The sequence below is a fragment of the Sorangium sp. So ce204 genome, assembly GCF_051526795.1.
In the GTDB taxonomy this organism is placed as follows: Bacteria; Myxococcota_A; Polyangia; order Polyangiales; family Polyangiaceae; genus Sorangium; species Sorangium cellulosum_B.
In genome coordinates, this window is record NZ_CP150317.1 from 6,900,647 (window position 1) to 6,924,740 (window position 24,094).

The 24,094-nt window shown below is 71.2% G+C and carries 28 protein-coding genes; 18 read left to right on the plus strand and 10 right to left on the minus strand.

Going from position 1 to position 24,094, the window contains the following annotated elements; all coding sequences use genetic code 11:
* Window positions 1-249: 249 nt before the first annotated feature.
* Window positions 250-798: an EF-hand domain-containing protein gene (locus tag WMF22_RS25650; RefSeq protein ID WP_438031493.1), complete on the plus strand. Its 549-nt coding sequence runs from the start codon at window positions 250-252 to the stop codon at window positions 796-798.
* Between the two features lie 57 nt (window positions 799-855).
* Here WMF22_RS25650 and WMF22_RS25655 read toward each other — a convergent pair whose 3' ends face one another.
* From WMF22_RS25655 to WMF22_RS25665, 3 genes are all read right to left on the minus strand, one after another.
* Window positions 856-1,350, minus strand: a complete 495-nt coding sequence (locus WMF22_RS25655; RefSeq protein WP_437292637.1) for a hypothetical protein — start codon at window positions 1,348-1,350, stop codon at window positions 856-858.
* 96 nt (window positions 1,351-1,446) lie between these two features.
* On the minus strand, window positions 1,447-1,842 hold the full coding sequence (locus tag WMF22_RS25660) for a hypothetical protein (protein ID WP_438031494.1): 396 nt from the start codon (window positions 1,840-1,842) through the stop codon (window positions 1,447-1,449).
* A 109-nt stretch (window positions 1,843-1,951) separates the two neighbouring features.
* Window positions 1,952-2,527: a hypothetical protein gene (locus WMF22_RS25665; RefSeq protein ID WP_438031495.1), complete on the minus strand. Its 576-nt coding sequence runs from the start codon at window positions 2,525-2,527 to the stop codon at window positions 1,952-1,954.
* 405 nt (window positions 2,528-2,932) lie between these two features.
* Between WMF22_RS25665 and WMF22_RS25670 the strand changes: the two genes are divergently transcribed.
* Complete coding sequence (locus WMF22_RS25670) at window positions 2,933-3,757, plus strand: hypothetical protein (RefSeq protein WP_438031496.1); 825 nt, start codon at window positions 2,933-2,935, stop codon at window positions 3,755-3,757.
* 78 nt (window positions 3,758-3,835) lie between these two features.
* Here WMF22_RS25670 and WMF22_RS25675 read toward each other — a convergent pair whose 3' ends face one another.
* Both WMF22_RS25675 and WMF22_RS25680 read right to left on the minus strand, forming a co-directional pair.
* Window positions 3,836-4,690, minus strand: a complete 855-nt coding sequence (locus WMF22_RS25675; protein WP_438031497.1) for a hypothetical protein — start codon at window positions 4,688-4,690, stop codon at window positions 3,836-3,838.
* Between the two features lie 327 nt (window positions 4,691-5,017).
* Complete coding sequence (locus WMF22_RS25680) at window positions 5,018-5,524, minus strand: hypothetical protein (protein ID WP_437292642.1); 507 nt, start codon at window positions 5,522-5,524, stop codon at window positions 5,018-5,020.
* A 295-nt stretch (window positions 5,525-5,819) separates the two neighbouring features.
* Between WMF22_RS25680 and WMF22_RS25685 the strand changes: the two genes are divergently transcribed.
* From WMF22_RS25685 to WMF22_RS25705, 5 genes are all read left to right on the plus strand, one after another.
* Window positions 5,820-6,242, plus strand: a complete 423-nt coding sequence (locus WMF22_RS25685; protein ID WP_438031498.1) for a hypothetical protein — start codon at window positions 5,820-5,822, stop codon at window positions 6,240-6,242.
* Window positions 6,205-6,660, plus strand: a complete 456-nt coding sequence (locus WMF22_RS25690; RefSeq protein ID WP_437292644.1) for an HNH endonuclease — start codon at window positions 6,205-6,207, stop codon at window positions 6,658-6,660. Before WMF22_RS25685 ends, WMF22_RS25690 begins: the two co-directional genes overlap by 38 nt.
* Window positions 6,661-6,752: 92 nt before the next feature.
* Window positions 6,753-7,562 (plus strand): hypothetical protein, encoded by an 810-nt coding sequence (locus WMF22_RS25695; RefSeq protein ID WP_438031499.1) that lies wholly within the window; start codon window positions 6,753-6,755, stop codon window positions 7,560-7,562.
* Between the two features lie 129 nt (window positions 7,563-7,691).
* A complete protein-coding gene (locus WMF22_RS25700) occupies window positions 7,692-8,225 on the plus strand; it encodes a hypothetical protein (RefSeq protein WP_437292646.1) in 534 nt (177 codons plus the stop codon).
* A gap of 387 nt (window positions 8,226-8,612) precedes the next feature.
* Window positions 8,613-8,840, plus strand: a complete 228-nt coding sequence (locus WMF22_RS25705) for an addiction module protein (protein WP_437301609.1) — start codon at window positions 8,613-8,615, stop codon at window positions 8,838-8,840.
* Here the strand turns inward: WMF22_RS25705 and WMF22_RS25710 are convergent.
* Complete coding sequence (locus tag WMF22_RS25710) at window positions 8,768-9,091, minus strand: hypothetical protein (protein WP_437301701.1); 324 nt, start codon at window positions 9,089-9,091, stop codon at window positions 8,768-8,770. The two genes, WMF22_RS25705 and WMF22_RS25710, sit on opposite strands and share 73 nt — an antisense overlap.
* Before the next feature lie 137 nt (window positions 9,092-9,228).
* Between WMF22_RS25710 and WMF22_RS25715 the strand changes: the two genes are divergently transcribed.
* The 8 genes from WMF22_RS25715 to WMF22_RS25750 all read left to right on the plus strand — a co-directional run bounded on the left by WMF22_RS25715 (window position 9,229) and on the right by WMF22_RS25750 (window position 16,326).
* Window positions 9,229-9,837: a YdeI/OmpD-associated family protein gene (locus tag WMF22_RS25715; protein WP_438031500.1), complete on the plus strand. Its 609-nt coding sequence runs from the start codon at window positions 9,229-9,231 to the stop codon at window positions 9,835-9,837.
* A 29-nt stretch (window positions 9,838-9,866) separates the two neighbouring features.
* Window positions 9,867-10,211 (plus strand): VOC family protein, encoded by a 345-nt coding sequence (locus WMF22_RS25720; protein WP_438031501.1) that lies wholly within the window; start codon window positions 9,867-9,869, stop codon window positions 10,209-10,211.
* Between the two features lie 137 nt (window positions 10,212-10,348).
* Complete coding sequence (locus tag WMF22_RS25725) at window positions 10,349-11,491, plus strand: penicillin-binding transpeptidase domain-containing protein (RefSeq protein WP_437292649.1); 1,143 nt, start codon at window positions 10,349-10,351, stop codon at window positions 11,489-11,491.
* Between the two features lie 97 nt (window positions 11,492-11,588).
* Window positions 11,589-13,355: a hypothetical protein gene (locus WMF22_RS25730; protein WP_438031502.1), complete on the plus strand. Its 1,767-nt coding sequence runs from the start codon at window positions 11,589-11,591 to the stop codon at window positions 13,353-13,355.
* A 134-nt stretch (window positions 13,356-13,489) separates the two neighbouring features.
* Window positions 13,490-14,122, plus strand: a complete 633-nt coding sequence (gene nth / locus WMF22_RS25735) for an endonuclease III (RefSeq protein ID WP_437292651.1) — start codon at window positions 13,490-13,492, stop codon at window positions 14,120-14,122.
* Between the two features lie 7 nt (window positions 14,123-14,129).
* A complete protein-coding gene (ung, locus tag WMF22_RS25740; protein WP_437292652.1) occupies window positions 14,130-14,813 on the plus strand; it encodes a uracil-DNA glycosylase in 684 nt (227 codons plus the stop codon).
* Window positions 14,814-14,820: 7 nt separating this feature from the next.
* Window positions 14,821-15,585 (plus strand): YkgJ family cysteine cluster protein, encoded by a 765-nt coding sequence (locus WMF22_RS25745; protein ID WP_438031503.1) that lies wholly within the window; start codon window positions 14,821-14,823, stop codon window positions 15,583-15,585.
* A 123-nt stretch (window positions 15,586-15,708) separates the two neighbouring features.
* Window positions 15,709-16,326 carry a glutathione S-transferase family protein gene (locus WMF22_RS25750; protein ID WP_437292654.1) on the plus strand — a complete coding sequence of 206 codons (618 nt, stop codon included), beginning with the start codon at window positions 15,709-15,711 and terminating at the stop codon, window positions 16,324-16,326.
* A gap of 162 nt (window positions 16,327-16,488) precedes the next feature.
* Here WMF22_RS25750 and WMF22_RS25755 read toward each other — a convergent pair whose 3' ends face one another.
* Both WMF22_RS25755 and WMF22_RS25760 read right to left on the minus strand, forming a co-directional pair.
* A complete protein-coding gene (locus WMF22_RS25755; protein WP_438031504.1) occupies window positions 16,489-17,481 on the minus strand; it encodes a DUF4351 domain-containing protein in 993 nt (330 codons plus the stop codon).
* A gap of 186 nt (window positions 17,482-17,667) precedes the next feature.
* Complete coding sequence (locus WMF22_RS25760) at window positions 17,668-18,552, minus strand: phosphotransferase family protein (RefSeq protein ID WP_438031505.1); 885 nt, start codon at window positions 18,550-18,552, stop codon at window positions 17,668-17,670.
* An 84-nt stretch (window positions 18,553-18,636) separates the two neighbouring features.
* Here WMF22_RS25760 and WMF22_RS25765 point away from each other — a divergent pair, with 84 nt between their 5' ends.
* Complete coding sequence (locus WMF22_RS25765) at window positions 18,637-19,542, plus strand: PP2C family protein-serine/threonine phosphatase (protein WP_438031506.1); 906 nt, start codon at window positions 18,637-18,639, stop codon at window positions 19,540-19,542.
* Between the two features lie 19 nt (window positions 19,543-19,561).
* Here WMF22_RS25765 and WMF22_RS25770 read toward each other — a convergent pair whose 3' ends face one another.
* Window positions 19,562-20,452, minus strand: a complete 891-nt coding sequence (locus tag WMF22_RS25770; protein WP_438031507.1) for an SCE4755 family polysaccharide monooxygenase-like protein — start codon at window positions 20,450-20,452, stop codon at window positions 19,562-19,564.
* A 351-nt stretch (window positions 20,453-20,803) separates the two neighbouring features.
* Here WMF22_RS25770 and WMF22_RS25775 point away from each other — a divergent pair, with 351 nt between their 5' ends.
* A complete protein-coding gene (locus WMF22_RS25775) occupies window positions 20,804-21,649 on the plus strand; it encodes an aldo/keto reductase (protein ID WP_437292659.1) in 846 nt (281 codons plus the stop codon).
* 82 nt (window positions 21,650-21,731) lie between these two features.
* On the opposite strand, the gene WMF22_RS25780 is transcribed toward WMF22_RS25775, so the two are convergent.
* Window positions 21,732-23,189 (minus strand): thioredoxin family protein, encoded by a 1,458-nt coding sequence (locus tag WMF22_RS25780; RefSeq protein ID WP_438031508.1) that lies wholly within the window; start codon window positions 23,187-23,189, stop codon window positions 21,732-21,734.
* A gap of 170 nt (window positions 23,190-23,359) precedes the next feature.
* Between WMF22_RS25780 and WMF22_RS25785 the strand changes: the two genes are divergently transcribed.
* Window positions 23,360-24,025 (plus strand): hypothetical protein, encoded by a 666-nt coding sequence (locus WMF22_RS25785; protein ID WP_437292661.1) that lies wholly within the window; start codon window positions 23,360-23,362, stop codon window positions 24,023-24,025.
* Window positions 24,026-24,094 lie beyond the last annotated feature (69 nt).

Here is a 24,094-nt window from a genome sequence, read left to right on the forward strand (position 1 = left end):
CAGCGTCCGCCTGCCAGAGCCGGCGCTGCGACCTCGATGCGACGCGCGGAGGCTCACACCGGCGGGCCGCGCGCGGCCCCTGCGCCCGGGCGGGTGGTGGCGGGCCGGGGCCGAGCGACGTGCCGCGGCGCACACCCGCGCCCGCTGAAAAAAGATCGAGGGGCGCGTAGGGAGGGCGGCCCGGGGCGCGTCTCACGAACAGAAGCCGGCAAGAACAGGCTGGCCCTTGCACCAAGGAGCACGACCCCCATGACCCTCGCCCTCTTCTCCCACAAGACCCACAGCGCGATCCGTCGCCTCGTCCTCGGCAGCTTTCTCGCGGCCGCCGTCCTCGCCGGCGGCGGAGCGGCCTACGCCGCGAACGGCGCGGGCGGAACGGGGGGCAAGCCGGCGCTGCACCAGGGCCAGGGCAAGGACGCCCGCCGCCATCACGGCCCGAAGGACCCGGCCCGCCTCATCAAGCGCTTCGACAAGAACGGCGACGGCAAGCTGACCGTCGCCGAGCTCCCCGAGAAGGCGCAGAAGCGGCTCGGCAAGGCCGACACGAACAACGACGGCACCCTGTCGGCCGAGGAGCTCAAGGCGCACGCCGAGCTGCGCATGAAGGACCGGGCGGCGAAGCAGAAGGCGCGCTTCGCCAAGAAGGACAAGAACGGCGACGGCTTCCTCACCAGGGACGAGGTGGGTGACAAGCGCTGGGAGCGGGTGAAGGCGGCGGACGCGAACCGCGACGGCAAGGTGAGCGCCGACGAGCTGCGCGCGGCGCGCCCCGCGCGCAAGGCGCCGGCAGCGCGGTAGCTCCGAGGCGAGCGCGCGGCGAGCCGTGGCCGGCGAGCCGTGGCCGACCTGCTCCGTTCACGGCTCCGGCGCGGACCGGACCAGCTCATCACCGAGCGCTCGCAGCGCGCTCTCCAGCGCCGGCAGGTCGCTCCCCTCGATCTCCCATTCCTTCCGGCTGTAGTACTTCGCGGCGCCCCGCGGAGCGCCGCTCAGATCGAGGCAGTAGTCGAAGCCCTTCACATCACACGGCCGCGCATCGAAGGCGACCTCGTGCCTCGATTTGTCCTGCGGGAAGAGCAGCTGCACCTTGTCGTTGCCGCGGAGCTCGTAACGAAACAGGGCAAACGAGCCCTCGTACTGGGACGAACGCCGGAAGACGCCGATCGGCTCGTCGGCGAGCAGCACGACGAGCTCGACAAGGTCCGTGTCGCCCTTCGGGAGCCGCTCGATCCAGACGCGGCCGACGAGCGTCTTCGGGTCGGAAGCGCGCGAGCTCAGGAGCCCGTAGCCGGCTGCGACCCCCGCGAGCGCGATCACCGTGGCCGTCACCCTCCTGGAAACGCGGTTCATGGGCGGCATCCTACCCCTCGCAGCGCCGCACGGGGCCCGAGATCGAGGCCCGCGGTCCGCCTGCCGCGGCGGCGGGGAGCCGCCGAGCGCGCCCTCTCAAGAGCCGAGCGGCGCGCCGCAGCGATCGCAACCCTTCGTTCGGTACGAGTGCTTCGCCGCGCAGTTCAGGCAGTGCTTCGGCAGGAAGTAGAGGAGCGCCAGGCCGACGCAGGTGACCACCCCCACGATCCCCCACGCGCCGCTCCGGCCGCGCATCTTCGCGTAATACACGAGGGCGGTGATGAACAGGGCGACGCCGAGGAGCGAGATGGCAGCGTTGTCCATCGCGCGCCCCACCGATTGCAGAAGGAACCCGGGCACCCCGCACAGGAGGCTCAAGTTGCTGTAGCGACTCAGCTTCTTCTGGATCTCGAGGCGCTGCTCCGGGCTGATCTGCGCGACGCCCGCGGCGTGAGGCTCGATGGAGGCAGTCGGAGGTGCATAAGGGTTCATGCGTTCTTCCTTCCCGGCGCGCGTTCAGGCGCGGTCTCGCTGGGCGCCGCGCGCCGAGGATCCCAGGTTATGCGCCTTCCCCGACCCGGAATAGCGGGATCCGGCGAGGTCAGCGCCGCGGCGCCGTCTCCTCGCCGGAGGCCGTCTCCTCGCCCGGCGCTGTCTCCTCGCCGGCGCTCGCTGCGGCCGCGGCGCCGCGCTTCCTCGGGCGCTTCGGGAAGAGCGGGAGCTGCCGCTCCAGCACCTGGCTCCGCCAGGCGAGCAGGGTCTGCGCGCGCCGGCGCGCCGTCTCCTTCCCGATGCCCGCGGTGAAGCGGAAGATGCGCCGCGCGAGCGCCTCGCGCGTCGGCGCCGCGGGCTCGAAGAGATCCGGCGCGACCTCCTTCACGACCTCGCACGCGAAGATCGCGCGCCTGAGGTGCGTCCGCTCGTCGGCAGAGCCGGACGAGGTGGCGAGGAGCTCGCGCGCCGCAGGCGTGATCGAGGCGCCGTCGTCGCCGAGCCAGCCGAGGACGCGGGCAGCGGCGAGCGCATAGCCGACGTGCCGCACCGAGATGCCCGTCTGCTCGGAGATCCGCTCCTTCTCGGTCACCCCGCCCGAGAGCACCTCCAGCACGCGCCGCACGTTGGCCAGGTTGTCGGCCTGGGGGATCTCGGCGCTGTGCAACAGGCGGGTCGTCGGCATGGGCGGCAAGGAACCCCGACCCCCCGGCCGGGATGACGACACCATAGCGCGCCAAGGCACGGCGTGGGTCTCGAAGACGCCCGCCGGGCTGGGCGCGCCGTCGCCGCACCTCTCCAGCGCGCACGCCGCGCCTCCAGCGCGCACGCCGCGCCGGCCGGGTCGGGAGGGCCCGGTCCCCCTGTGCCAGGGCTGTCTGCGCCTGGCACACGTGGCGCAGCGCGCTGGCGAGCGCGCTCGGGAAAGCGCCTGGATTGCGCGGAGCGCGCGATGGAACGGTTGCTGCCAAGTCTGCCAGGGCCGAGCCTCGCGTCGAGCCCGCCGCGGCCCTCCGGGACATCGCGCCTGAAGGAGGGAGCGCTCCGGCTCTCCTCTTTACAGCGCCCTCGCGTGTTCCAGGTGATCCCCATGAGATCTTTCCTTCGCGCATCGACCCGCTGGCAAGCGACTCTCGTGCTCACCCTCGCCCTCGCGCTGCTGTGTCTCCACTGCGGCTCGAGCATCGAGGCGGACGCGATGGGTGGCGGCTCCACCGGCGAGGGCGGCGGCGGTAGCTCCACCAGCGAGGGGAGCGTCGACAGCACCTCGACCGGCGAGGGCGGCGGCGGCGCCGGAAGCTCGAATGGATCGGGCGCTGGCGGCTCCACGGGGAAAGGCGCCGGCGGCTCCGCTGGCGAAGGCGGCAGCTCCACGGGGGAAGGCGGCGGCGGAAGCTCCACGGGGGCGGGCGGTGGCGGCGGGTGCCGCCTGCCGGACGACCCCGCTGTGTTCGAGATCGGGACCGGCGAGACCTGCTTCGAGAGCATCGAGGAGGGCGCCACGCTCCCGGTGATGGCCGGGCCCCAGGGCGGATATCATCTCTGGTTCGCCGTCGGCTGCAGCGATTGCGGCGCGAGGGTCCGCGTGCGGTACAGCGTCAAGGACCCTGCGACCGGGGACCTGTTCCCGCCTGGCGTGCCGCAGGAGGGGATGGTCGAGCTCCTCCCCGGGGAGTTCCCGCACGCGTTCGGGCTCATCGCGTTCCTCCCGGGAGGGCAGTGGGAGCCGGAAGCCGTGCTCGAGGAGGGGACCCACGTGATCCTCGCGGCGGAGGCGCGCAACGACGACGGCTCGACGAAGCACGCGGCGCAGGTGGAGGTCGTCCTCGGCGCCACCGTGGCCTGGGGGCTGCCGTGCAGCGACGATCCGGCGACCTGCGACGCCCCCGGCGGGGCCCCGTGCTGCACCGACTGAGCGATGCGGCGCGGAGCCCATGTTCGGTGCGCCCGGTGCGGATCTCCCGACGTGCGCGCCGAGCGACGGCGGCGTGGTTCAGAAGACGACGGCGCCGGGCGAGCAATACTGGTCGAGGAGGGGCGAAGGCGTCGCCGACACGTTGGCGTCGTCCACGTAGTAAACGGCCGGCCCGCCGATCGTGTAGATAAGGACCTGGTTGTTGAACGACGTGCCGCAGGTCTGGAGGTACTCCCACTTTCCGGTCTGGGTCGAGGTCCTGGTGGTGTAACCCGTCCCGCCGCTGCCGAGCCCTATCGTGACCTGCCCGGTCACCGTATAGACCCAGACGCTGAACCGCAGGTAGGCGTTGTTCGGCGGCGGGCTTGCGGAGGTCCAGTACTGCTGGGCGATGCCGCCGTTGGTCGTCGTCGCGGACACGAGGAGGCTGCGCTTGTTGGCGGTGTGCACGACGTCGGTCTTGAGCCATGTCGCGATGGCGCCGTAGTTCAGGTCATTGCTCGTGGCAGGCCAGGAGTCCGCCGCGGTGCCCCAGCCGGCGAACCAGGACGCGTTGGCGCTGCCATGATCGATGAAGCCCGAGGGGATGCCGGCCTGCGCGTTCTCGAAGCCGGGGTTGATAAGCAGGTTGACGATCGGGAGCTGGAGGAGGACGAGGGACTGCGCGCCGCCGGAGCCGACGACGATCTCTGCGGCAGACTTCCCGGCGGGGCTCAGCGCCTGCTGGGCGAGGGCGTCCTCGCCCGGCGCCGTGTTCTGCGCGCCGATGCCTTCGGACGGCTGCACCTCCACCGGGGCGCGGGCGGCCTCGGGGGAGGCGGCGGCCTCCTCGACGTCCATGAGCCCCTCGTCGTGAGGTTCGGAGTCCGAGACGCAACCGACGAGGGCGAAGGGGACAACGAGGCTGCTGAGGATGAATGCGGTAGATTTCATGATGGGTTCTCTCCCGTGGGGGATTGATGGATCGATTGACTGTCCTTCCCCCTGAGCACGCTGAGCACGCAGCGTGCCGCCTCGGCGGGCGTGGATTTGCGGTGTTCTCGAGGGGGCGCTCGTGGAGCGAGCGCCGGGAAGGGAGCACGCCAACAGCTCTGCCAAAATGCTCCAGGCGCCGATGTGGAGGCTGTGGCCTGGAGGCCAGGACCTCCAGGCGCAGAGGCGTGCCTCTCCAGGAGGCCGCGCCGGCGGTGTTGACGGCGCGCGAGCGCAGCGTGGACGGAGGACGCGCGGTGCTGGAGCGCGCCGTGGCGGCGTCGGATGTCAGCCCGGCGGGAGCAGGGCGAGCAGCGCTCGGGCGGCGACCCTCTTGTCGAGGACAAGCACGCTCCGGATCAGCCTTGCGCTCCCGGTGAGCTTCTCGCCCAGCGCCTCGCCGGCGATCTCGAGCCGGCAGGCCAGGAGGCGCTGCGGGTAGCGGGAGAGGAGCGCGTCGCAGTCGCGATAGAAGCGGGTGCTGCCGTCGCTCGCGAGAAAGAGGATGCGCGACGCGCGGGCGTTCTGCGGGCTCTCCGGGGCTCGCCTGGCCGCGGCGTCCAGCCCCTTCTGCTCGCTGGCGAGCTTGTCGGCGATGAGCTCGAGGCCGTGGCAGGCGTGCTCGGCCGCGAGCGCGCCGCGGAGCTCCGCGGCCAGCGCGTCGGTCATCGGGAGCGTCGCCACCCGGTTTCGACCGCTCTCCCACAAGAGACCCGCATGCTTGGTGAGGAGGTCGGACACCGCGTCATGGCGCGGATCGGCGACGAGATCTTTCGGCAGCTTGAGCACAGGCACCTCTCTGCGCACCCTACCAGACCCGGCGCTCGGCGACGACCGCCGCGGCGGCGGGCCTCCCGCACGCGGGCCCGTCAGACCGGGGCATCCCTTCCGTGGGCTCGCGCGCTCGGCATTCCGGAGCTTCCAGCGGGAACCCTAGCCACGCGTGGATCTCCCTCGCCATCACGGGCTCAGTGTTGGGCCGACGAGGATACCGATCATGGCACGGCAGAGGAGAACGGCCGGTTGCGCGTCACGCTGCGCCTTGCACCGCCGAGCTTGCTGGCCTCGACGGCCCATCGTAAACTAGGATATGGCCGTTCAAGCCGTTACCGTGAACCTGCCCGAGCCGCTGTACGAGCGCCTGGCTCGCCGCGCGCAGAAAACGCAACGAACCGTCGAGGCCGAGCTCGTCGACGCGGTGGCAACCTCCCTCCCTGACGAACCGGACGAGCTGGCGGTCGACATGGCGGAGGCCATCGCCGCGCTGCACCTGCTAGGTGACGAGGATCTCTGGCGGGCCGCCAGGCAGAGCCTCGCCCCGGAGAAGGCAGCAGACCTCGAGGATCTGCACATCAAGCGCCAGAGCGAGGGGCTCTCCGCGTCGGACATCGAGGCGCTCGCGACGCTCATGAAGGAGTACACGCGGATCATGCTGGTTCGCTCCCGATCTGCCGCGCTGCTCAAGCAGCGAGGCCATGACGTCTCGGGGCTTCACCAAGGACATGAGCCGTAGCTACATCGGGAGGGCGCTGCGTGAGCAGGTCGCCGGTGAGGCGCGCCATCGCTGCGGTTATTGCCTGACCTCGGCGCGTATCATCGGCACACCGATGGAGATCGACCACATTATCCCTGAGTCGCTGGGCGGGCCTACTGCCAGAGAAAACCTCTGGCTCGCATGCTCGATGTGCAACGATCACAAGGGCAATCGAATCGCTGCTCCCGACCCGCACACCGGGGAAGTCGTGCGTCTCTTCAACCCACGACAGCAGGTCTGGCTGGATCATTTCGGCTGGAATACGGAGGGATCTCTGATCATCGGCAAGACGCCAACTGGCCGAGCTACGATCGCTGCGGTGCGCCTGAACCGCGCCGAGCTCGTGGAAGCCCGGCGGGGCTGGGTCATCGCGGGTTGGCATCCGCCCGAGGATTGAGCCATGAGGCCGCCCAACGAGCTGCTGCCGGCGGCGCTGCGCGCCGCCGGCAGACCGGAAAATCGTTGGATGGGCAAGCTTTACGTAACGGGATGTCTATGATTTTTTCGCCAGTTGAAGTGGTACTGATCTCCGCGCACGAGGATCGTTCGCTTCGCGACGAATTGCTGGCACACCTTGCAGCGTTGACGTACCAGGGGCTGATCTCAACGTGGCACGACGGACTGCTTGAACCGGGAGCCGAGCGCGACTCGACCATTCAGCAACGACTCAGCGCTGCCACGGTCATCGTACCTCTGATCAGCTCCGACTTTATCGCCTCCGAAGACTGTCTTTTGGATCACCGGGAAATGCTGGACCGGCATACCGGCATCCTGCTCGAAAGTGCTAGGAACATCGCGTCTGCCATGGCGCTCTTCAACGGGCAAACGCGCTCTCTTAATCGACGCCTCGCCACCATGAGCGGCGAAGAGCTTCGGCGGATGTCCAACAAGGAGCGACTGCGCATCACCAATAATTTTGTAAGCGCTATGACAGACATAAAGAACGCACTATTCGCCCAGCTGCCGAGCTTCTCGCAATCTATTCAGGAGGTTTTTGGATCCATGAGTGGGATCACGCACCTCCTTGGCAGCCTGCCTCCTTCTCGATCTCGTGAGACTCTTGAAGCGAACGCTGCAGTGGTCGAAGGCTATCGAGACCAATTGGGGGAAGCAGCCGAAGCGCTTGAGCAGTATCGAGACAGTTTTGGGCTACTGCCGAAACTGACCTACGAACTCGATGCGGTCCGCCAGGAGGCGGTCAACGTGCTTGCTCAACTGATCGGGAACCTCGCACGCGCACGCGACCTGGCAAATGGCGTCTTGTCCCGCACCCAGGCTCTTCTGCAGACGGCGACGTGACACCGGGCGAATCCCCACACAAGCCGCCCAACATGGCGCTGGTGACCGACGCGTGGGTGCCCTGTGCGCACCCACGCGCGGCAGAAGCTGTAGCTGTTGGGCGGATGCGCGTGTATACCAGAGCGAATCATGAGCCCGAAGAAGAAACGCCGGCAGATGCGTCTCGAAAACGAGCGACGCCAAGAGATCGAGCTCGCCGTCGCCACGCCGCGCGCTCCGCACGACATGACCTGGGGATTTCCCGGCGTGGGCTCCCTGCAGGCACAATTCGTTCGTCGTCCATCGTGGCGAGCAGGCGTATGTTACGAGATCCGTGGCGACGTCGGCAACCTGCACCTCTTCCGCTCTCTCTCGACCAGCGCGGGAGCCGATCTCGTGGTTGGTTACGATCAAGTCGCAGCCAAGCCCGCAGCGCTATGGCGATTGCTCCAGAAGCTGGAGGAACTGCAAGTTCCCGTCCGTCGGCCGCTCGAGCAGGTCGGAGTTCTCGACGGCGTGGTTCTTGAGGCCACCGTGTGCGGTGGCGTGCAGGCGATTGCCCGGTTCACGTGGCAACGCGGGGCCGCCCCGAATGGTTGGCAGCCGCTGGCAGAGTTCGTGGAGTTGTCGATCGAGGAGTTCGATGTGCTTGAGGTCGTCAACGAGGAAAGGCCTCATGCATAGAGCCGAGGGGAGGAACAACCGTCCAACAAGCCGCTGATGCGCGATGATCCGGGCAGCCTCGCTTCACTCGGCCGCCTGGCCCGCTGCGCGGCGGCCAGCCGTTAGACTGGAGAACTCAGCCAGAGAGAGGTCTCGTCGATCATGCTCCCGACCGCTCTCTCCGTCCCGTGCGCGGAGTGCAGGGTTGTCTCTGCTCTACCCGCGCGTGGGGGCCGAGCCCTCTCGGCCGGCACGGCCCCGGACTGGCGCGGGCATCGCATAAGATTCTGGAATCGTTGGACAATGCGGACAGAAATGGCCCGCGGACACCCTGGCGTGAGGCACGGCCCGCTGGGCGTGATCTCCCGTGGCGTTTGCGGTATATTTGCGGATATGTCCCTCCCGGCGATGCCCCCTCCAGGTTTCGACGATCTCTCCCCCGCAGAGAAGCTTGATTACGTCCAGGCCCTCTGGGACCGCGTCGCGCTCCATCCTGAGGCAGTTCCCGCCCTGGAGTGGCATCGCGAGATCATCGCGGAACGCCTGGCGGCGCACCGAGCTGGTCAGGGTTCAAGCCGCTCGTGGGAGGAGGCCCGCCGAGACCTGCTCTCGCGCCTGCGCGCCGCGCAGCGATGAGACGGCTTGAAATCCGCCAGGAAGCGGAGGTTGAAATCTTTGAGGATGCGCTTCGCTACGAGCGGGAGCGACGCGATCTCGGATTCCGATTCGAGTCTGAAGTGGATGCCACGATCCGCCGTACCATAGAGAATCCTCTCCAGTTTCCTGAGATCGAGCCCGGCATTCGTCGCGCACTGGTTCGAATCTTTCCTTACGGCGTCTTCTTCGTACTCGAAGAACCCTTGGTGCTCGTGATAGCGGTGCTTCATCTGCACCGCCATCCGGACGCGTGGAAAGATCGGCTGTAAGCACCGAGCTGCGTAGGAGAGCTCTGGTACGTGCAGTGCCCCCGGCGCGCCGGCTCCCTTGGATCCTTGATCGATAGGCTTCAACCAGGACCTTTTTCATGGCGCCGATCATTCCGAACCCAGACAAGATCAAGAGCTTCCCCACCGAGGCGGCCTTCGAAGCCTGGATGGCCGCGAATCACGCCCGCGAGACCGAGCTGTGGCTGAAGATTCACAAGAAGGACTCGGGCGTGCCGACGGTGACCTACGCGCAGGCGCTGGACGTGGCCCTGTGCTGGGGGTGGATCGACGGCATCCGGAAGACCTTCGACGAGGTCTCGTTTCTGCAGCGGTACACCCCTCGCAAGGCGAGGAGCGTCTGGAGCCAGATCAACAGGGAGCACGTCGCTCGGCTGACGGCAGCCGGCCGCATGACCCCGCACGGCCAGCGGCACGTCGACGCCGCGAAGGCGGATGGTCGCTGGGAGGCCGCCTACGCCCCCATCCGCCGCGCGACCGGAGACACCCTCCCCGACGACCTTCGCGCGGCCATCGAGGCGAACCCACGGGCGCGCAAGACGTTCCAGACCCTCGGGCGCCAGAACCTCTTCGCGCTGGCGTTTCGCACGAACAACATGAAGACGCCCGCCGGGCGCGCGAAGAAGATCGCGGCGCTGGTGGAGATGCTGGCGCGCGGAGAAACGATCGTGCCGGAAGGGCGGCGCTGACCTCGGCCAGGGCGCCCGGATCCCTTCCAATGAGCGTGCAACGTGTTGCCTACGTGGTCCTCCGGTGCGCGGACCTCGAGCGCTCGCGGCGGTTCTACGAAGGCCTTGGCCTGCGATTGTCACCAGAGCAGCACGGCAATGGAGCGAAGCACTACGCGTGCAACGTGGGTGGGATGATCCTCGAGCTCTATCCGCTCTCGGACAGGCCGACGTCCGGCCTCCGCCTGGGGCTCGTCGTCTCCGACCTCGATCGGATCCTGGAGTCGCTCCGAGCGCTGGGCGCGGTAGTCGGCGCCATGGGCTCCGAGGGCAGCTCGCCCGTGACGGTCGTCGATCCCGATGGCCATCGGATCGCCCTGGAACAAGAACGCTGAGCCGCTCCAGGGCAAAGCCGGGGAGCGGGCGCTGCACCTCATGAACCCCTCCCCCCTCCTCCGTGGGCGACGAGGTACCCGTCGCGGCCAGCGCGCGGAACTTGGCCCTCCCGCGCGCCGCCTGGCATCTCGGCGGGGTGCGATCGCGTCTCTTCCTCGCGCTCGCCGCCGCGATAGCCGTCGGGATCGCGCCGGCGACGGCATCTCCGGCGCCGCCGGGCGTCCGAAAGCTCCACGTCGAGGCCGGCGCGGTCCACGCCACGGTCGGCGCGTCGGGCAAGCAGGTGCGCCTCACGCTCGATCCCGAGCTCCAGCGCGCCGCCGAGCGCCTCCTCGCCCGCTCCGGCGCCCCCGAGGGCGCCATCGTCGCCTCCGACGTGCGCACCGGCCGCATCCTCGTGTGGGCGAGCCGCGGAGACCGGGACTACGTCGCCACCCCGCTCGCCCCGAGCGCGAGCCTCTTCAAGATCGTCACCGCGGCGGCACTGCTCGAGGGCCGCAAGGTGAACGTCGCCACGCCCGTCTGCTACACGGGCGGCATGAGCGCGATCACCGCGGCCGATCTGGAGGGCCGCGGCGCCACGTGCACCGTCTTCGGCGAGGCGCTCGGCCGCAGCATCAACGGCGTCTTCGCCCGCCTCGCAGGCCGGCACCTCACGGCCGACGACCTGCGCAACAAGGCCCGCGACCTCGGCTTCGACGGCGAGGTCCCCATCGACATCCCCGTCGCGCCGAGCACCGCCAACATCCCCGCCGCCGGGCTCGGCCTCGCCCGCGCCGCCGCGGGCTTCTGGAGCGGGCGCCTCAGCCCGCTCGGCGCCCTGTTCGCGATGCAGACGATCGCCAACGACGGCGAGCGCGTCCGCCTCTCGCTGCTCGCGCCGCCGGGCGCGCAGGACCGCGAGGACGCGGGCGCCGTCACGCCTCGGAGCACCGACGGCCGCGGCCTGCGGGCCGACGTCGCGCGCACCCTCCGGTCGATGCTCGAGGTCACGACGCGGCGGGGCACCTGCGCCAAGGCGTTCCGCAAGCCCGACGGCACCCGCGCCCTCGGCACCATGCCCGTCGCCGCCAAGACCGGCACGCTCGTCGGCGGCAAGCCGTCGCGGATGTTCTCGTGGTTCGCCTCGTTCGCGCCGTCGGATCGACCCGAGATCGCGGTCTCCGTGATGCTGGCCAACGACATCGCGTGGCGCACCAAGGCGAACCTCGTGGGGCGCGAGCTGCTCGAGATCTACTTCGGCCGCAGGCGCGCGGGGCCCGTCGCGCGGCGTCGCTGACGGCCGTCGCCCATCCCCTACCCCACGATGGGCGCAACAAACCTTCCTGGAAATTCTGGGGGAAGCCCCCCCAGTATCCCTATCGTCCTGGCGAGATGTGCCCCACGCCCAAGGGCCCCTTCGTGCATCAAGGCTACTACGTCGGAGTGACGCCATCCGGATCGGTCAGCGGCGTCCCGTTCAAGCCATGAGCCCTCGTCTCGCGGGCGTACCATCCCCCTTTGGCGGGCTGCCCCGGCAGGCAGATATCGACGCGCTGCTCTCGCGGGCCAGCTTCGGGCGCGTGCTGGCGCGACCGCCGGCGCCAGGGCGCAGCGTCACGCCGACGCTCTCGTGGGTCGACCGCAGCGCGCTCGCCGAGCTCCGGCCGCTGCTCCAGATCGGCGACGGGGCGCCACCGGCCGAGAGTGCATGGCATGAGGCGCCGGTGCTCGAGCTGATCGGCCAGGGCGAGCGCGTCGCAACGCTGACGCTGCATCACGGGCTCGCGGTCGGCTATCCCGGCTGGAACGCAGCCGCCCCGCTCGCGCGCCCGGAGAAACTCGCGCGCTGGCTGGCCGAGCGGGGGTGTCTCGCGCCGCCGGGTGGGACGCCGGGCGCCGGGCCCGAGAGCGCGGCGGAAGGGCCCCGCTGGCCGGAGGGCGCTCCGCCAGATCTCGCGCCGCTCCGCGGGGCGCTCGCAGCCCCGGAAGCGGGCCGCCTCGGGGGAGCCGTCGAGGCGTTGTCGGTGCTGGGGAAAGCGCGTCCGGCGCCTCTGGATCAGGCCACGGAACTGCTGGAATGGCTCGGTCATGACGCGGGCGCCTGGACGGCCGCCCCGCACAGCGATCCCGTGCCGCTCGCGCTGCTCCGCGTGCTCGGGGATGCCGTGGTGGACGACGCCATCCGCGCCGGGCTGAGCTCGGCCGCAGCGCGGCGCGGAGCGGCTCGCTTCGTCGCGGAGACAATCGCGACCCGCGCGGATCAGAAGCGGCGACGCGAGCGGCTCGCAGGAACCCTGGTGGCCCTGCGGGAGGCCGCGCGGACCTCGGGGGTCGAGGGGAGCAGCCGCGCTCTCGAGGCAGCGCTCGCTCCCGCTCCGCTGGCCGCTCCCGAGGGCACACGGCTCCTCGCGGCGGCGCAGCACGGTCGCCTCTCTCGGATTTGCCGAGACGGCGATCACGTCGATGCGCTGGACGGGCTCTCCATCACCCGGTTCAGCGCCGGCGCGCCCGAGGGGCAAATCCTGTTCGAGCTCCCGGGCGTGCACACCCCCCTCTTCGCGCGCAACGGGCGGGCATTCTTCCTGCTAAACGGCCGCGTCTGCGAGGTATCGACGCCAGGGGGACCGGTCGTCGCAACCGAGCCCAGCCTCTGGTCCCGCATCGTGCGCTCGCCGCTTTCCTACGGCGTCGCGCGCGCGCGCTGGGAGCGCGCGCGGCGACGCTGCGCAGAGCGGGCGGAAGCGCAGGAGCCAATGCCCGTCTTCCTCGAGATTGACGAAGAGGAGGAGGAAGCGTACGCGAAGCTCGGCGCGACCGGGGCGCCACTGCCGCGCGCGGTAGCGACACGCGCGCTCGCGTGGTTCGCGCCGGGGCTCAACCTCGTCGCCTGGGAGGGTGCGTGCTCCGGGTCCGCCAAGCTCGAAGGTCGACCCATCCACCTCGCAGCCGGCGATGACGGGCTCTACGTGCTCGTCGAGCACGCGCCGGGAGAGCACGCCGTCCTCCGGATCGACGGCGGGGCGATCACGACGTCGGCGCGCTTCCAGGTGGAGCCGCGCGCCATCGTACACTGGAGGCCGGCAGGAGAGAGCGTGCACCTGCTCCTGGAAGCACCGCTCGGCGACGTGCTCGTCGACGTGGCGCTCGGCAAGAAGGCGTGAGCGGCGCTGGCCGCTCGGGAAGGCGAGCGCCGACGCCCCGCGCTCGCCGCGCACAGCCTCGTCGCCCGGCGTCGCTGAGGGGCCGAGCCCCGCTGACGGGCGGCCCGGGGCTGGGGTACGCTGCGACGACCCCCATGAACGCCCGAGACCGCATCCCCCTCCTCCTCGAGCAGCTGCGCAAGGAGCACCCCGACGCGCGTTACGAGCTCGACTGGAAGACGCCGCTCGATCTGCTCGTCGCGACCATCCTGGCCGCGCAGTGCACGGACGAGCGCGTCAACCGGGTGACCGCCACGCTCTTCCCGAAGTACCCGACGGCGCAGGCGTACGCCGACGCGCCCACGGCGGAGCTCGAGGAAGAGCTCAAGCCGACCGGCTTCTACCGCCAGAAGACGAAGACGGTGCAGGCCACGTGCAGGGAGCTCGTCGCGCGCTTCGGCGGCGAGGTGCCCGCGACCATGGCCGAGCTCACCACGCTGCCGGGCGTGGCCAGGAAGACAGCGAACGTCGTGCTCAACACGGCGTTCGACATCCCCTCGGGGATCATCGTCGACACCCACGTCGCCCGCCTCAGCGGGCGCATCGGCCTCTCGAAGCGCGAGAAGCCCGAGCAGATCGAGGAAGACCTGATGAAGATCGTGCCGAAGGACCAATGGACGTTCTTCGGCCCTGCGCTGGTGCTGCACGGCCGCTACACCTGCGTCGCCAGGAAGCCGAAGTGCGGGGAGTGCCGGATGAGCGAGTTCTGTCCGAAGGAAGGGGTCTGAGCGAGAGATGAAGATCGATCTACCTGCCTCGTGGGAGCGCGTGCTCGCCGGAGAGCTCGAGCAGCCGTACTTCAAGAAGCTGGCGCGCTTCGTCGAGGACGAGCGGAAGGCGCACCAGGTGTTTCCGGCAGAGGAGGACGTCTTCGCCGCGTTCAAGCTCACGCCGTACGAGAGCGTCCGCGTGCTGCTCCTCGGCCAGGACCCGTACCACGACGACGGGCAGGCCCACGGGCTGTGCTTCTCCGTGCGCCCGGGCGTGACGCCGCCGCCGTCGCTGGCCAACATGTACAAGGAGGCGGTCTCGGATCTGCCGGGCTTCACGATCCCGCGCCACGGCTGCCTCACGACGTGGGCCACCCAGGGCGTGCTGCTGCTGAACACCGTGCTCACCGTCCGGGCGCACACGCCGAACTCCCACAAGAACCAGGGCTGGGAGTCGTTCACCGACGCCGTCATCAAGAAGGTCAACGACAGGCCCGACGGGGTGGTGTTCGTGCTCTGGGGCGGCCACGCGCAGAAGAAGGCGAAGCTCATCGACGCGAAGCGCCACACGGTCATCAAGGCGGCGCACCCCTCGCCGCTGTCGGCGAGGAGCGGCTTCTTCGGCAGCAAGCCGTTCTCGACCATCAACAGCGCCCTCCGCGCCCGCGGCGCCGACGAGATCGACTGGCGGCTCCCGGAGACCGCGTAGCGCCGCGATGACGCGCCGGAAGCGCTCCCTGCCGCTCGCCCCCGCGACGCGGTACACCCCCGCCGTCCTCGAGGGGATCGCCGACGGGGAGCGCGCCGCGCTCGCGCTGTCGCTCGCCGCGCGCACCGAGGCCGGCGCTGTGTCGGCCGCGGCCTCGGCGCTCGCGCGGGCGGAGGCGCTCCAGGGGGCGTCGGTCGCCGCCGAGCCGCCCGCTCGGCCCATCGACTGCAGGGCCGGCTGCGCGACCTGCTGCGTCAGCAAGGTGCTCGTGCTGGCGCCGGAGGTGCTCCGCATCGCGGCCCACCTGCGCGCCACGCGGAGCCAGGCGGAGCTCGCCGCGCTGGAGGAGCGCGTCCGCGCCGCCGACGCGGCGACGCGCGGCCTGTCCCGCCTGGAACGCGCCGAGGCCGGCGTCCCCTGCCCGCTGCTCGACGGGCGCGGCGCCTGCTCGATCCACGCTGTCCGCCCGATCGTGTGCGCGGGCTGGAGCTCCCTCGACGCCGCCGCGTGCGAGCGCCACTTCGCCGCGCCCGCGTCCGTGCCCACGGCGCCGATGCACCGCCCGGGCTACGAGGTCGCCAACGCCGTCCTCGCCGGCCTGGGCTGGGCCGCGAAGGAGCAGGGCCTCGACGCCGCGCCGCTCGAGCTGATCGCGGCCCTGCGCATCGCGCTCGAGCGCCCGAACGCCGGCGAGCGGTGGCTCGCGCGCCTCCCGGTCTTCGCCGCGGCCCGCGACGCCGAGTGGCAGGAGGATCGGCGGCGCGAGGGCTGACCGCGCGCCGTGATCGGCCGCGCCATCTGGGCGATCGCGGTCGGAGAAATCCGTTTAGGCTAGCGCGCCGCGGAGGCCGCCGCCGGTCGGCGCCTCGCGACGAAACACAGGACAGGAGACACGATGAAGATCTACGGACATCCCATGAGCACGTGTACGCGCAAGGTCCTGACGGTGCTCGCCGAGAAGGGCCAGGAGGCGCAGTTCGTGCTCGTCGACCTGATGAAGGGCGCGCACAAGCAGCCCGATTACCTCGCGCGCCACCCCTTCGGCGTGATCCCGGTGCTCGAGGACGAGGACTTCACGCTCTACGAGTCGAGGGCGATCATGCGTTACCTCGATCACAAGCTTCCGGGAGCTCCGCTGACGCCGACCGAGCTCAGGGCCAGGGCGCTCATGGATCAGTGGCTCAGCGTGGAGCAATCGTACTTCGCCACCCCGGCGGTCAAGATCTGCTTCCAGCGGGTCTTCCTGCCGATGCAGGGCAAGCCAGGCGACGAGGCGATCGTCGATGCGTCCAAGGCCGAGGTCTCGAAGGCGCTCGACGCGGTCGAGAAGGCGCTGGCCGGCCACGAGTACCTCGCGGGCTCGAGCTACTCGCTGGCCGACATCTCGTGGATGCCGTACCTCCAGTGTCTCGTTGTGTCGAAGCTCGGGGATCTCATCACCGATCGGCCGAACGTCGGGGCGTGGTGGAAGCGGATCAGCGAGCGTCCCGCCTGGGTGAAGGCGTCGTCCTGACGCCTGCCGGCCCGCCCTGAGCGGGCGTCTTCTGCGCAGAGAGCGACGGGGTGGTCGGCGACGCCGGGGACGCCGGGGACGCCGGGGACGCCGGTGCATCACTGCCGCCCCTGCGCGGCCGCGCTGTCGGGCGTCCACGCGCGGCGGGCCCTCCTCAACGCTTCAGCTCGGGGCGCGGAGCACCTCGTCGAGCGTCCGCGCGCCGAGCACCCGCTCGCCCCACCGCTCGAGCTCGGCCAGGTCGGCTGCATCGATGCGAGCGACGACGGCGGCGGGCAGCTCGCCGAAACGGGCCCGGAGCTGCCGCAGCAGGAGGTTGCGCCCCCCTTCCTTCAGCCCCTCGTCGCGCCCTTCCTTCAGCCCCTCGTCGCGGCCTTCCTTCAGCCCCTCGTCGCGGCCTTCCTTCAGCCCCTCGTCGCGCCCTTCGTTGCGCAGCTTTTGCTGGTAATCCTCGAACCACGCCCGGATCTCTGCGCTCACGTCGTCCTCCTCGCTCGTCGCCTGCTCATCGAGTCCGAGCTGGAAATGTACCAGGAGAGGCGTGGCGACGCTCCTCTCCCAGGAATCCTCCGGCATCGCCGCCAGATCGGCGAGCGCCTCGCGCAGCACGCGCCCGGAGCCGAGCAGGCGCAAGAGCAGCGTCTCCTGCGTCCGGGGCAGCTCGGACAGCACGACGATGCGAAGCGCGAGCCCCGGCGCCGCGTGGGACACGCCGGGCTTCGCCTTGCGGCACTCGTACGCTGCAAGCACGCCCTCCGGCCGGCCCGAGCTGATGACAACGAGCGTAGGGAAAGCCACGGCCGGCTGGGTCGATGCGTCGGGTTCCGCATCGTTCGACGAGGCGCCGACTGGAGACGCCTGCGCGCGGGCCCGGCGTTCGAGCTCGTGATACCAGGTGAGCTGCTTGCGCAGGCACGAGCGGACCTGCCGCAGGCCGGGCGTGCGATGAAACGGCTCGAACAGGCTCGGCTCCGCGGAGAGCTCGCCCAGCAAGCCCATCCCGGCGCGCTCAGCGTCCCGCGCCGGATCGGGCACGCTGTAGACATCGATCTTCTGCGTCGCCGCGAGCACCTCTACCTCCGTCTCCGGAGACGAGGATCGGCTCAGCGCCTCGCGCAGAATGTTCTTCGCGAACTGGTCAGCGCCGTTGTGCATCGGCGTCGCACCCTAACCGCATCACGGTGAATGGACCACAAGATAGAGCGGAAGATCCGCGACAAGCATCCTTACGCGAGGAGCTCCGCGCTCATCACGAAAAACAACTATTCAAGCTGCGGCGCCCGTCAATGAGGATGAACGAGCCATCCGGATTGGACGCCTTCAAGCCACCTCAGCCTTCGTTTACCCCGTGGTCTGAAGGATGCGGCCACGGACATCGGCCGCCCGGCGCGAGCCAGGCTCCGCCCCGTCGAGGAGCCCCACCAGGTTGAACAGGTCGAACGCCGCGGCCCAGCGCTCGAACCCCTCGGGAAGCGGCGCGCTCTCGCGGTAAGCGCCCGCGAACGCCGCGATGAACTCGGGCCCCGGGCTCCAGCGCAGGAGCTGGCCGACGTCCATCAGGCTCGGTCCCGCGTACGCGAACTCCCAGTCGAGCACGAGGAGCTCGCCCGACGACAGCCAGTGCAGGTTCGACGCCTTGAAATCCCCGTGGAGCAGCACGGGCGCCGACGCCAGCGCGCGCAGCGCCGCCGTGTTCGCGTCGAGGAACGCGCGCACGCGCTCGCTCAGCTCGCCGCGCAGGGCAGGAGCCAGCCTGTCGAGGACCGCGTCCACATGACCCCGCAGCGCGCCGATGCAGTCGGCGAACGGCACGGACACGGCGAGCTCCGGCCCCAGGAAACCCGCGCTGTCGTAGCCGACGCCGTGGATCTCCGCGAGCGCGCGCCCGACCGCAGCGCCGCACGTCGCGGTGTCCTGGAGCGGAACGTGCGGGACGTGCTCGAGGACGAGGAAATCCTCACCCGCCGACAGGACCGCCGGGACGCGGAACGACCTCCAGCCCCGCGCCAGCAGGCTGGCCTCCTTCGGCGCCGCGGCCGCGTCTCGGCGGTACACCCGCAGCACGCGCTCGGCGCCGAGGCGCACGGTCACGTTGGCGTGCCCGCCGGAGAGCACCTCCGCTTCGGCGGTGAACGACGGGACCCGCCGCTCGATCTCGGCGCGCGCGAGGGTCTGGACGTGCGCGGCGCGCTCCCACGCGCGCTCGGGGTTGGGGAGCAGCCTCATGCGGTCTCTCTTCATTTGAGGCACGAGGCGCGCCGCGCGTCGAGCGCCCTCCCTCGGACGGCGCCCCCGCGGTACGATGCGCGCATGCCCGTGTACCGCACGTCCGCCGCCGAACACGCCGCGGCGGTCGCCGTGGCGGCCCGGACCGACGTGGGCCTCAGCCGCGAGCACAACGAGGATACCTTCCTGATCAGCGATCTCGCGCGCGGGCTCGCCCATGGGCCCGCGGCCGCCCAGGCGTCCGTCGAGCCGCCGCTCGCCCTGTCGCTCGGCGTCTACGACGGCTCCGGCGGCGCGTCGTCCCCCGACGCGGCGAGCCGGCTCGCCGCGCGCATCGTCCAGGCCATCCTCACCCGCTCCGCGCCCCGATCGAGCGACGCCCTCGAGCGGAGCCTCCTCGAGGCGATCGGCGAGGCCGGGCGCGCCGTCCGCGACAACGCCCGCCGGAGCTCGCAGCACCGGAACAGCGGCACCACGGCCACCGTGGCCGCGCTCTGCGATGAGCGCCTCCTGCTCGCGCAGGTCGGCGACAGCCGCGCCTACCTCCTCCGCAGCGGCGTCCTCACCCAGCTCACCCGCGACCAGACCCTCCTCCAGTCGCTGCTCGACAGCGGCAAGCTGCGGCCCGAAGAGGCCGCCACCTTCGAGCACAGGGGCGTGATGCTCCAGGCGCTCGGGCTCCGCGAACACCTCAGGATCGCGCTCTCCGCCGTCGAGCTCCGCCGCGAGGACACCCTGCTGCTCTGCACCGACGGGCTGAGCGACCTCGTCGACGATCAACACATCGCCGCCACGCTCGACGCCCACCCCGACCCCGCGGCGGCCGCCAGCGCCCTGATCGACGCCGCGCTCGCCGCCGGAGGCCGCGACAACGTGACCGCGCTGGTCACGCGGTTCGACGGCCCCTGGCTCGCTCCGCCGGCCAGCGACCGCGCCGCGGAGATCGTCGAGATCGCCAGGTTCTCCGAAGGGCCGACGCGCCGCTCCTGACGGCGCGCCGGCCCCGCGATCACGAGCGCCGCGGCCCGCGACCGGCAGCGTCCTGCCGCGGCGCCGGCCGGCCTCGCCTCCGCCCGCGCGCCGCGAGCGCGAGGGCGGCGAGCGCGCCGAGCCCCGCCGAGATCGGAGCCCCGCCCGCCGCGCCGCGGAAGCTGCACCCGCCGTCGTCCTCCGCCGCGCCAGATCCCTCGTCGACGCCGGCGCCCGTCGTTGCGCCCCCGCCCGTGCCCGCGCCCGCCCCTGTCGTTGCGCCCCCGCCGCCCCCGCCCGTGCCCGCGCCCGTCGTCGCGTCTCCGCCCGCGCCCACCGTGGCGCTGCTGCTCGCGCTCGTCGCCGCGTCCCCGCCAGCGCCCGTCGCGCCGCCGCCCGTGCCGGCGCCGGAGCTCGCGGCGCTCGTCGCGGCGCCAGGGTCGGAGGACTTGAGCACCAGATCCGCACAACGGTAGTAGAGGGTGGCCGGCCTCCTGTCCGTCATGACCTGGATGAGCTGAAGCGTGCAGTTGTCACACTCCACGTCCGGGAGCGTGACCTCCGCCGAATACGACCCTCCGCGCTTGTCGGCGATGCCGTCGAGCAGGCAGCCCTTGTCCACCCCCGGCTCGCAGAGATCGTTCTCATCGGTCGGCTCCGGAAAATCGTCGAAGCCGTCGTCGTCGAACATGATCCGGAAATGCCCGGGGTGATCGATCGTCTCGTTCCACGTCACCGTGATGGTCTCGCCCGGCTCGAACACGGTGACGGTCTCGCCCCGCGCATCGCCGCGAGCACCGCAAGGCGCCACCTTCTGCTGGTCATCCGCGTGCCTCGGCGCGGGGGACGTGAGGTCGATGTGCGCGCGGCTCACGCCAGCGAACGACATCACGGCGGCCAGTACGAACGATCCCATCAGCATGCAACGCATCGATCCACCTCCTCGGGGCCCGCGGGCAGCGCAATCTACACAGCGGCTCATCGTCTGTCTGCGACGTCCTCAAGCAAGGAATTTTCTATGGATATGGCGCCAGCGACCGACGTCGCGAACCGCCGGACTCAGCCCGATGAAGGCGCTCGGGCTTGCTTTTCGTGGTGAATTCAGCGATCCCACCCGGGGCGGAGGGGCGCCTCTGCAACGCCGATCAGGTAGAATTGCTGTGTCCATGCGGCTCTCCGTGAAGGGAGGCCAGCACGGACCGCGTGGGGGCCCCGCCGGCTCTGCCGGCGGGGCGGGGGCGGCGCGTGCGGCCCCCGGTGACAAAAGCGGAGGTTCATCATCATGGAGCAGCGCGTACTCGGTTCTACTGGCGTCACGATCCCGGTCGTCGGACAGGGCACCTGGCAGATGGAGATGGACGATGAGGCGGCCTGCATCGACGCCATCCGGCGGGGGATCGACGCGGGCATGACGCACATCGACACGGCGGAGATGTACGGCTCGGGCGCGGTCGAGGCGATCGTCGGCAAGGCGATCGCCGGCCGCCGCGACGAGGTGTTCCTCGCCTCCAAGGTGCTGCCCAGCAACGCGAGCTACGCCGGTACGATCGCGGCGTGCGAGCGAAGCCTGGAGCAGCTCCGCACCGACAGGCTCGACCTCTACCTCCTCCACTGGCCCGGGACGCACCCGCTCGAGGAGACGTTCCGCGCCTTCAAGGACCTGAGGGACCAGGGCAAGATCCGGTATTTCGGCGTCAGCAACTTCGACCAGGCGGAGCTGTCGAAGGCGATCACCATCGCCGGAGCGCGCGAGATCGCCTGCAACCAGGTGCTCTATCACCTGCTCGAGCGGTCGATCGAGCACCGGGTGCTGCCACTCTGCGAGCGGCACGGCATCGCGGTCGTCGCCTACAGCCCGTTCGGCTCGGGCCGGTTCCCGGCGCCGCACAGCGCGGCGGGCAGGGTGCTCGCGTCCGTCGCCGCCGCCCACCGCGCGACGCCGTGGCAGGTCGCGCTGCGCTTCCTGCTGCGCCGCCAGCCGGTCTTCGTGATCCCCAAGGCCGCGAACGCCGCACACGCGCTCGACAACGCGGCCGCGGGCGATCTGCGCCTCAGCAGCGAGGACATCGCCCGCCTCGAGACGGCCTTCCCCCTCGGCCGGGATCGCGGCGTGCTGCCGACGCTGTGAAGCGGGAGCGTGGCATACAGCGCACGTGAGCCACGCACGCCTGTCCTCGCTGCTCTTCGGGGGTCGCCAGACGCCGCCGCCGTCAGCGCTTCTTCACACCGCCGCCGCGCTGGGCCTTCTCCGCCTCGGCGAGCCGCCGCCGCGCGTCGTCCAGGGCCGCCTGGCTGGCGTGTCCCCTGGGGAGCGCCTCGTAGCCGGCCACCTCCTCGCGCAGCGTGGCGATCTGCTCCGCGCCCCGCCCGAGCCGCTGCTGGATCTCCGCGCGGAGCTTCAGGTAGCGCAGCCGGCGGGGGCCATAGGCGCGGCCGATGGCCCGCTCCACCGCGGCGAGCGCCTCCGCCTCGCGGCCCATCGCGTGGAGCACCTGCGCGAGCCGCGCGGGCGGCTCGTACGAGGCGGGCATCTGCGCCTCGCGCTGCGAGAGCATCGCGACCGCCTCCTCGCCGCGGCCGAGCGCGATATACGCCATGGCGCGCCCGTAGTCGTACGCGGCGGCCGCCTCGGGCGTCTTCGCCTCCTTCGCGGCCCGCTCCAGCACGGCGAGCTTCGACTCGCTCGCAGCGCGGGCCCCGCCCGCGTCGCCGAGCGCCTCGAGCCCCTCGGCGAGCAGGCCCCACGCGTCGGCCCTGTCGTCCGCGCTCGCGTCCGCGGGCGGGCTCGCGACGATCGACCGCAGCCGGGCGACCGCCGCCTCGCGCGCGGCCCGCTGGGCCTTGCCGCCGGGGAGCGCGGCCGCGCAGGAGAGCAGGATGCTCGCGAAATCGGCGGGCAGCGCCGCGCCCTTCACCTCGCCGACGTGCGCGCTGCCGAGCTCCGCGCACGCCGCGGCGTCCTTCTTGCGGTAGAGCGCCGCCAGGAGGCCGAGCAGCGCCTCGCTGCGCCGCGGCCAGGCCTCTCCGCCCCGGGCAAGGGCGCGCCGGTAGGCGGACACCGCCGCGGCGTGGTCCCCCGCGCTGTGGGCCCGCTTCGCCTCGACAAGCAGGCGGTTCGGATCGTCCGCGGGCAGCGCCGACGCAGCCTGCGAATCCATCGCGAGCAGCGCCTCGCGGATGAGCTCGCGCAGCTCCTCGACCGAGGCGGCGCCCCGCCAGAGCCCGATCACCTCGCCGCCCGCCGGCTCGAGGACGAAGAACGTCGGCCACACCGTCACCTCGTGCCGCTCCAGGAACGGCGCGCTCTCCGGTCGATCCGTGTCGACGTCCGCGAACACCACCCGATCGGCGAACGGGCGCAGCGACGGATCGGTCAGCACGTAGTGCTTCATGCTCAGGCACGTGTGGCACCACGGCGCCCACGCATCGACGAACAGCGCCTTGCCCTCGGCCCGGGCCTTCTCGCGCGCCCGCGGCACGTCGTCGTGGATGAACTCGAGCGGCGGCCGCGCGGCCGCCGGCTCCGGCCCGGCAGCTGGCGAGGGCGCCGCGGCTGGCGGCGACGGCGCGGCGGCCGGAGGCGACGGCGCGCGTGGCGGCGGCTCGGCGGCGCAGGCAGCGAGGGCGGCGGCGGAGACGAGGGCGGGGAGCAGGGCCGGGGCACGCACGGCCAGACATGGTAGCCGAACCGCGGCGAGCTCGCCCTCGCTGCGACAGGCGAGCGCGGCACCGGGACCGAGCGCGGCACCGGGACCGGATCGCGGCGTCGCTGGCAGGCGCCTCCGTGCGTCGACAAGGCGCTCCCCGACGGCCGCAAAGCTGGTACAGTCCCGCCGCAGTGAACGATTACGCGGGTCGGTGCGGCAGCTGCGCGGCATTCACCCGGGCGCACGACGATCCAGCGCGCGGCCGCGTCGGCGAGTGCGCCCTCGAGGTGTACCCGCCGCCGATCAAGGCGACAGCGACGTGCGCCCGCTACCGTGCCAAGGGCGCGCCTCCGCCGCCACCGCCACCCCGGGCGGCGGGCCAGCCGCGCGGCTCCGGCGTCAGGCCGCGGGCGCCCGAGCGCGCCCCGTCGCCCGAGCGCCGGACGAGCGCGGCGCCGCAGCCCTTCCGTTCGCCGCTGCCAAGGGAGATCGACATCGACATGGATATCGACGAGTTCCGCCGTGTGCTGCGCGAGGTGCTGTCCGAGGAGCTCGGCGTCGGCCGCGCGGAGCTGGGCGGCCGCTGGGAAGGCGGGGAGATCGTGCTCCGGCCCGGGAAGGAGGGCACGGCCGAGAAGCGCATCCCGCTCGACGTGTTCTTCCACAAGATCGTGATGCTCCGCGACAAGCTGCGCGTGCTGGAGCAGAAGATCAACGGGCACGAGGGGCTGAGCGACGCGGAGAAGGTCCAGCTCCAGGCGTACATCACGGGCTGTTACGGGACGCTCACGACGTTCAACGTCCTCTTCGCCCGCCGGGAAGACGGATTCACAGGCAGCGGCCGAGACAGCGACTGATACCCCATCTGCCCTGCGCCGAGAGCGCCACGGCTCTCCCTCTCGTGCCTCGCGCGGGCCATCGGGGCC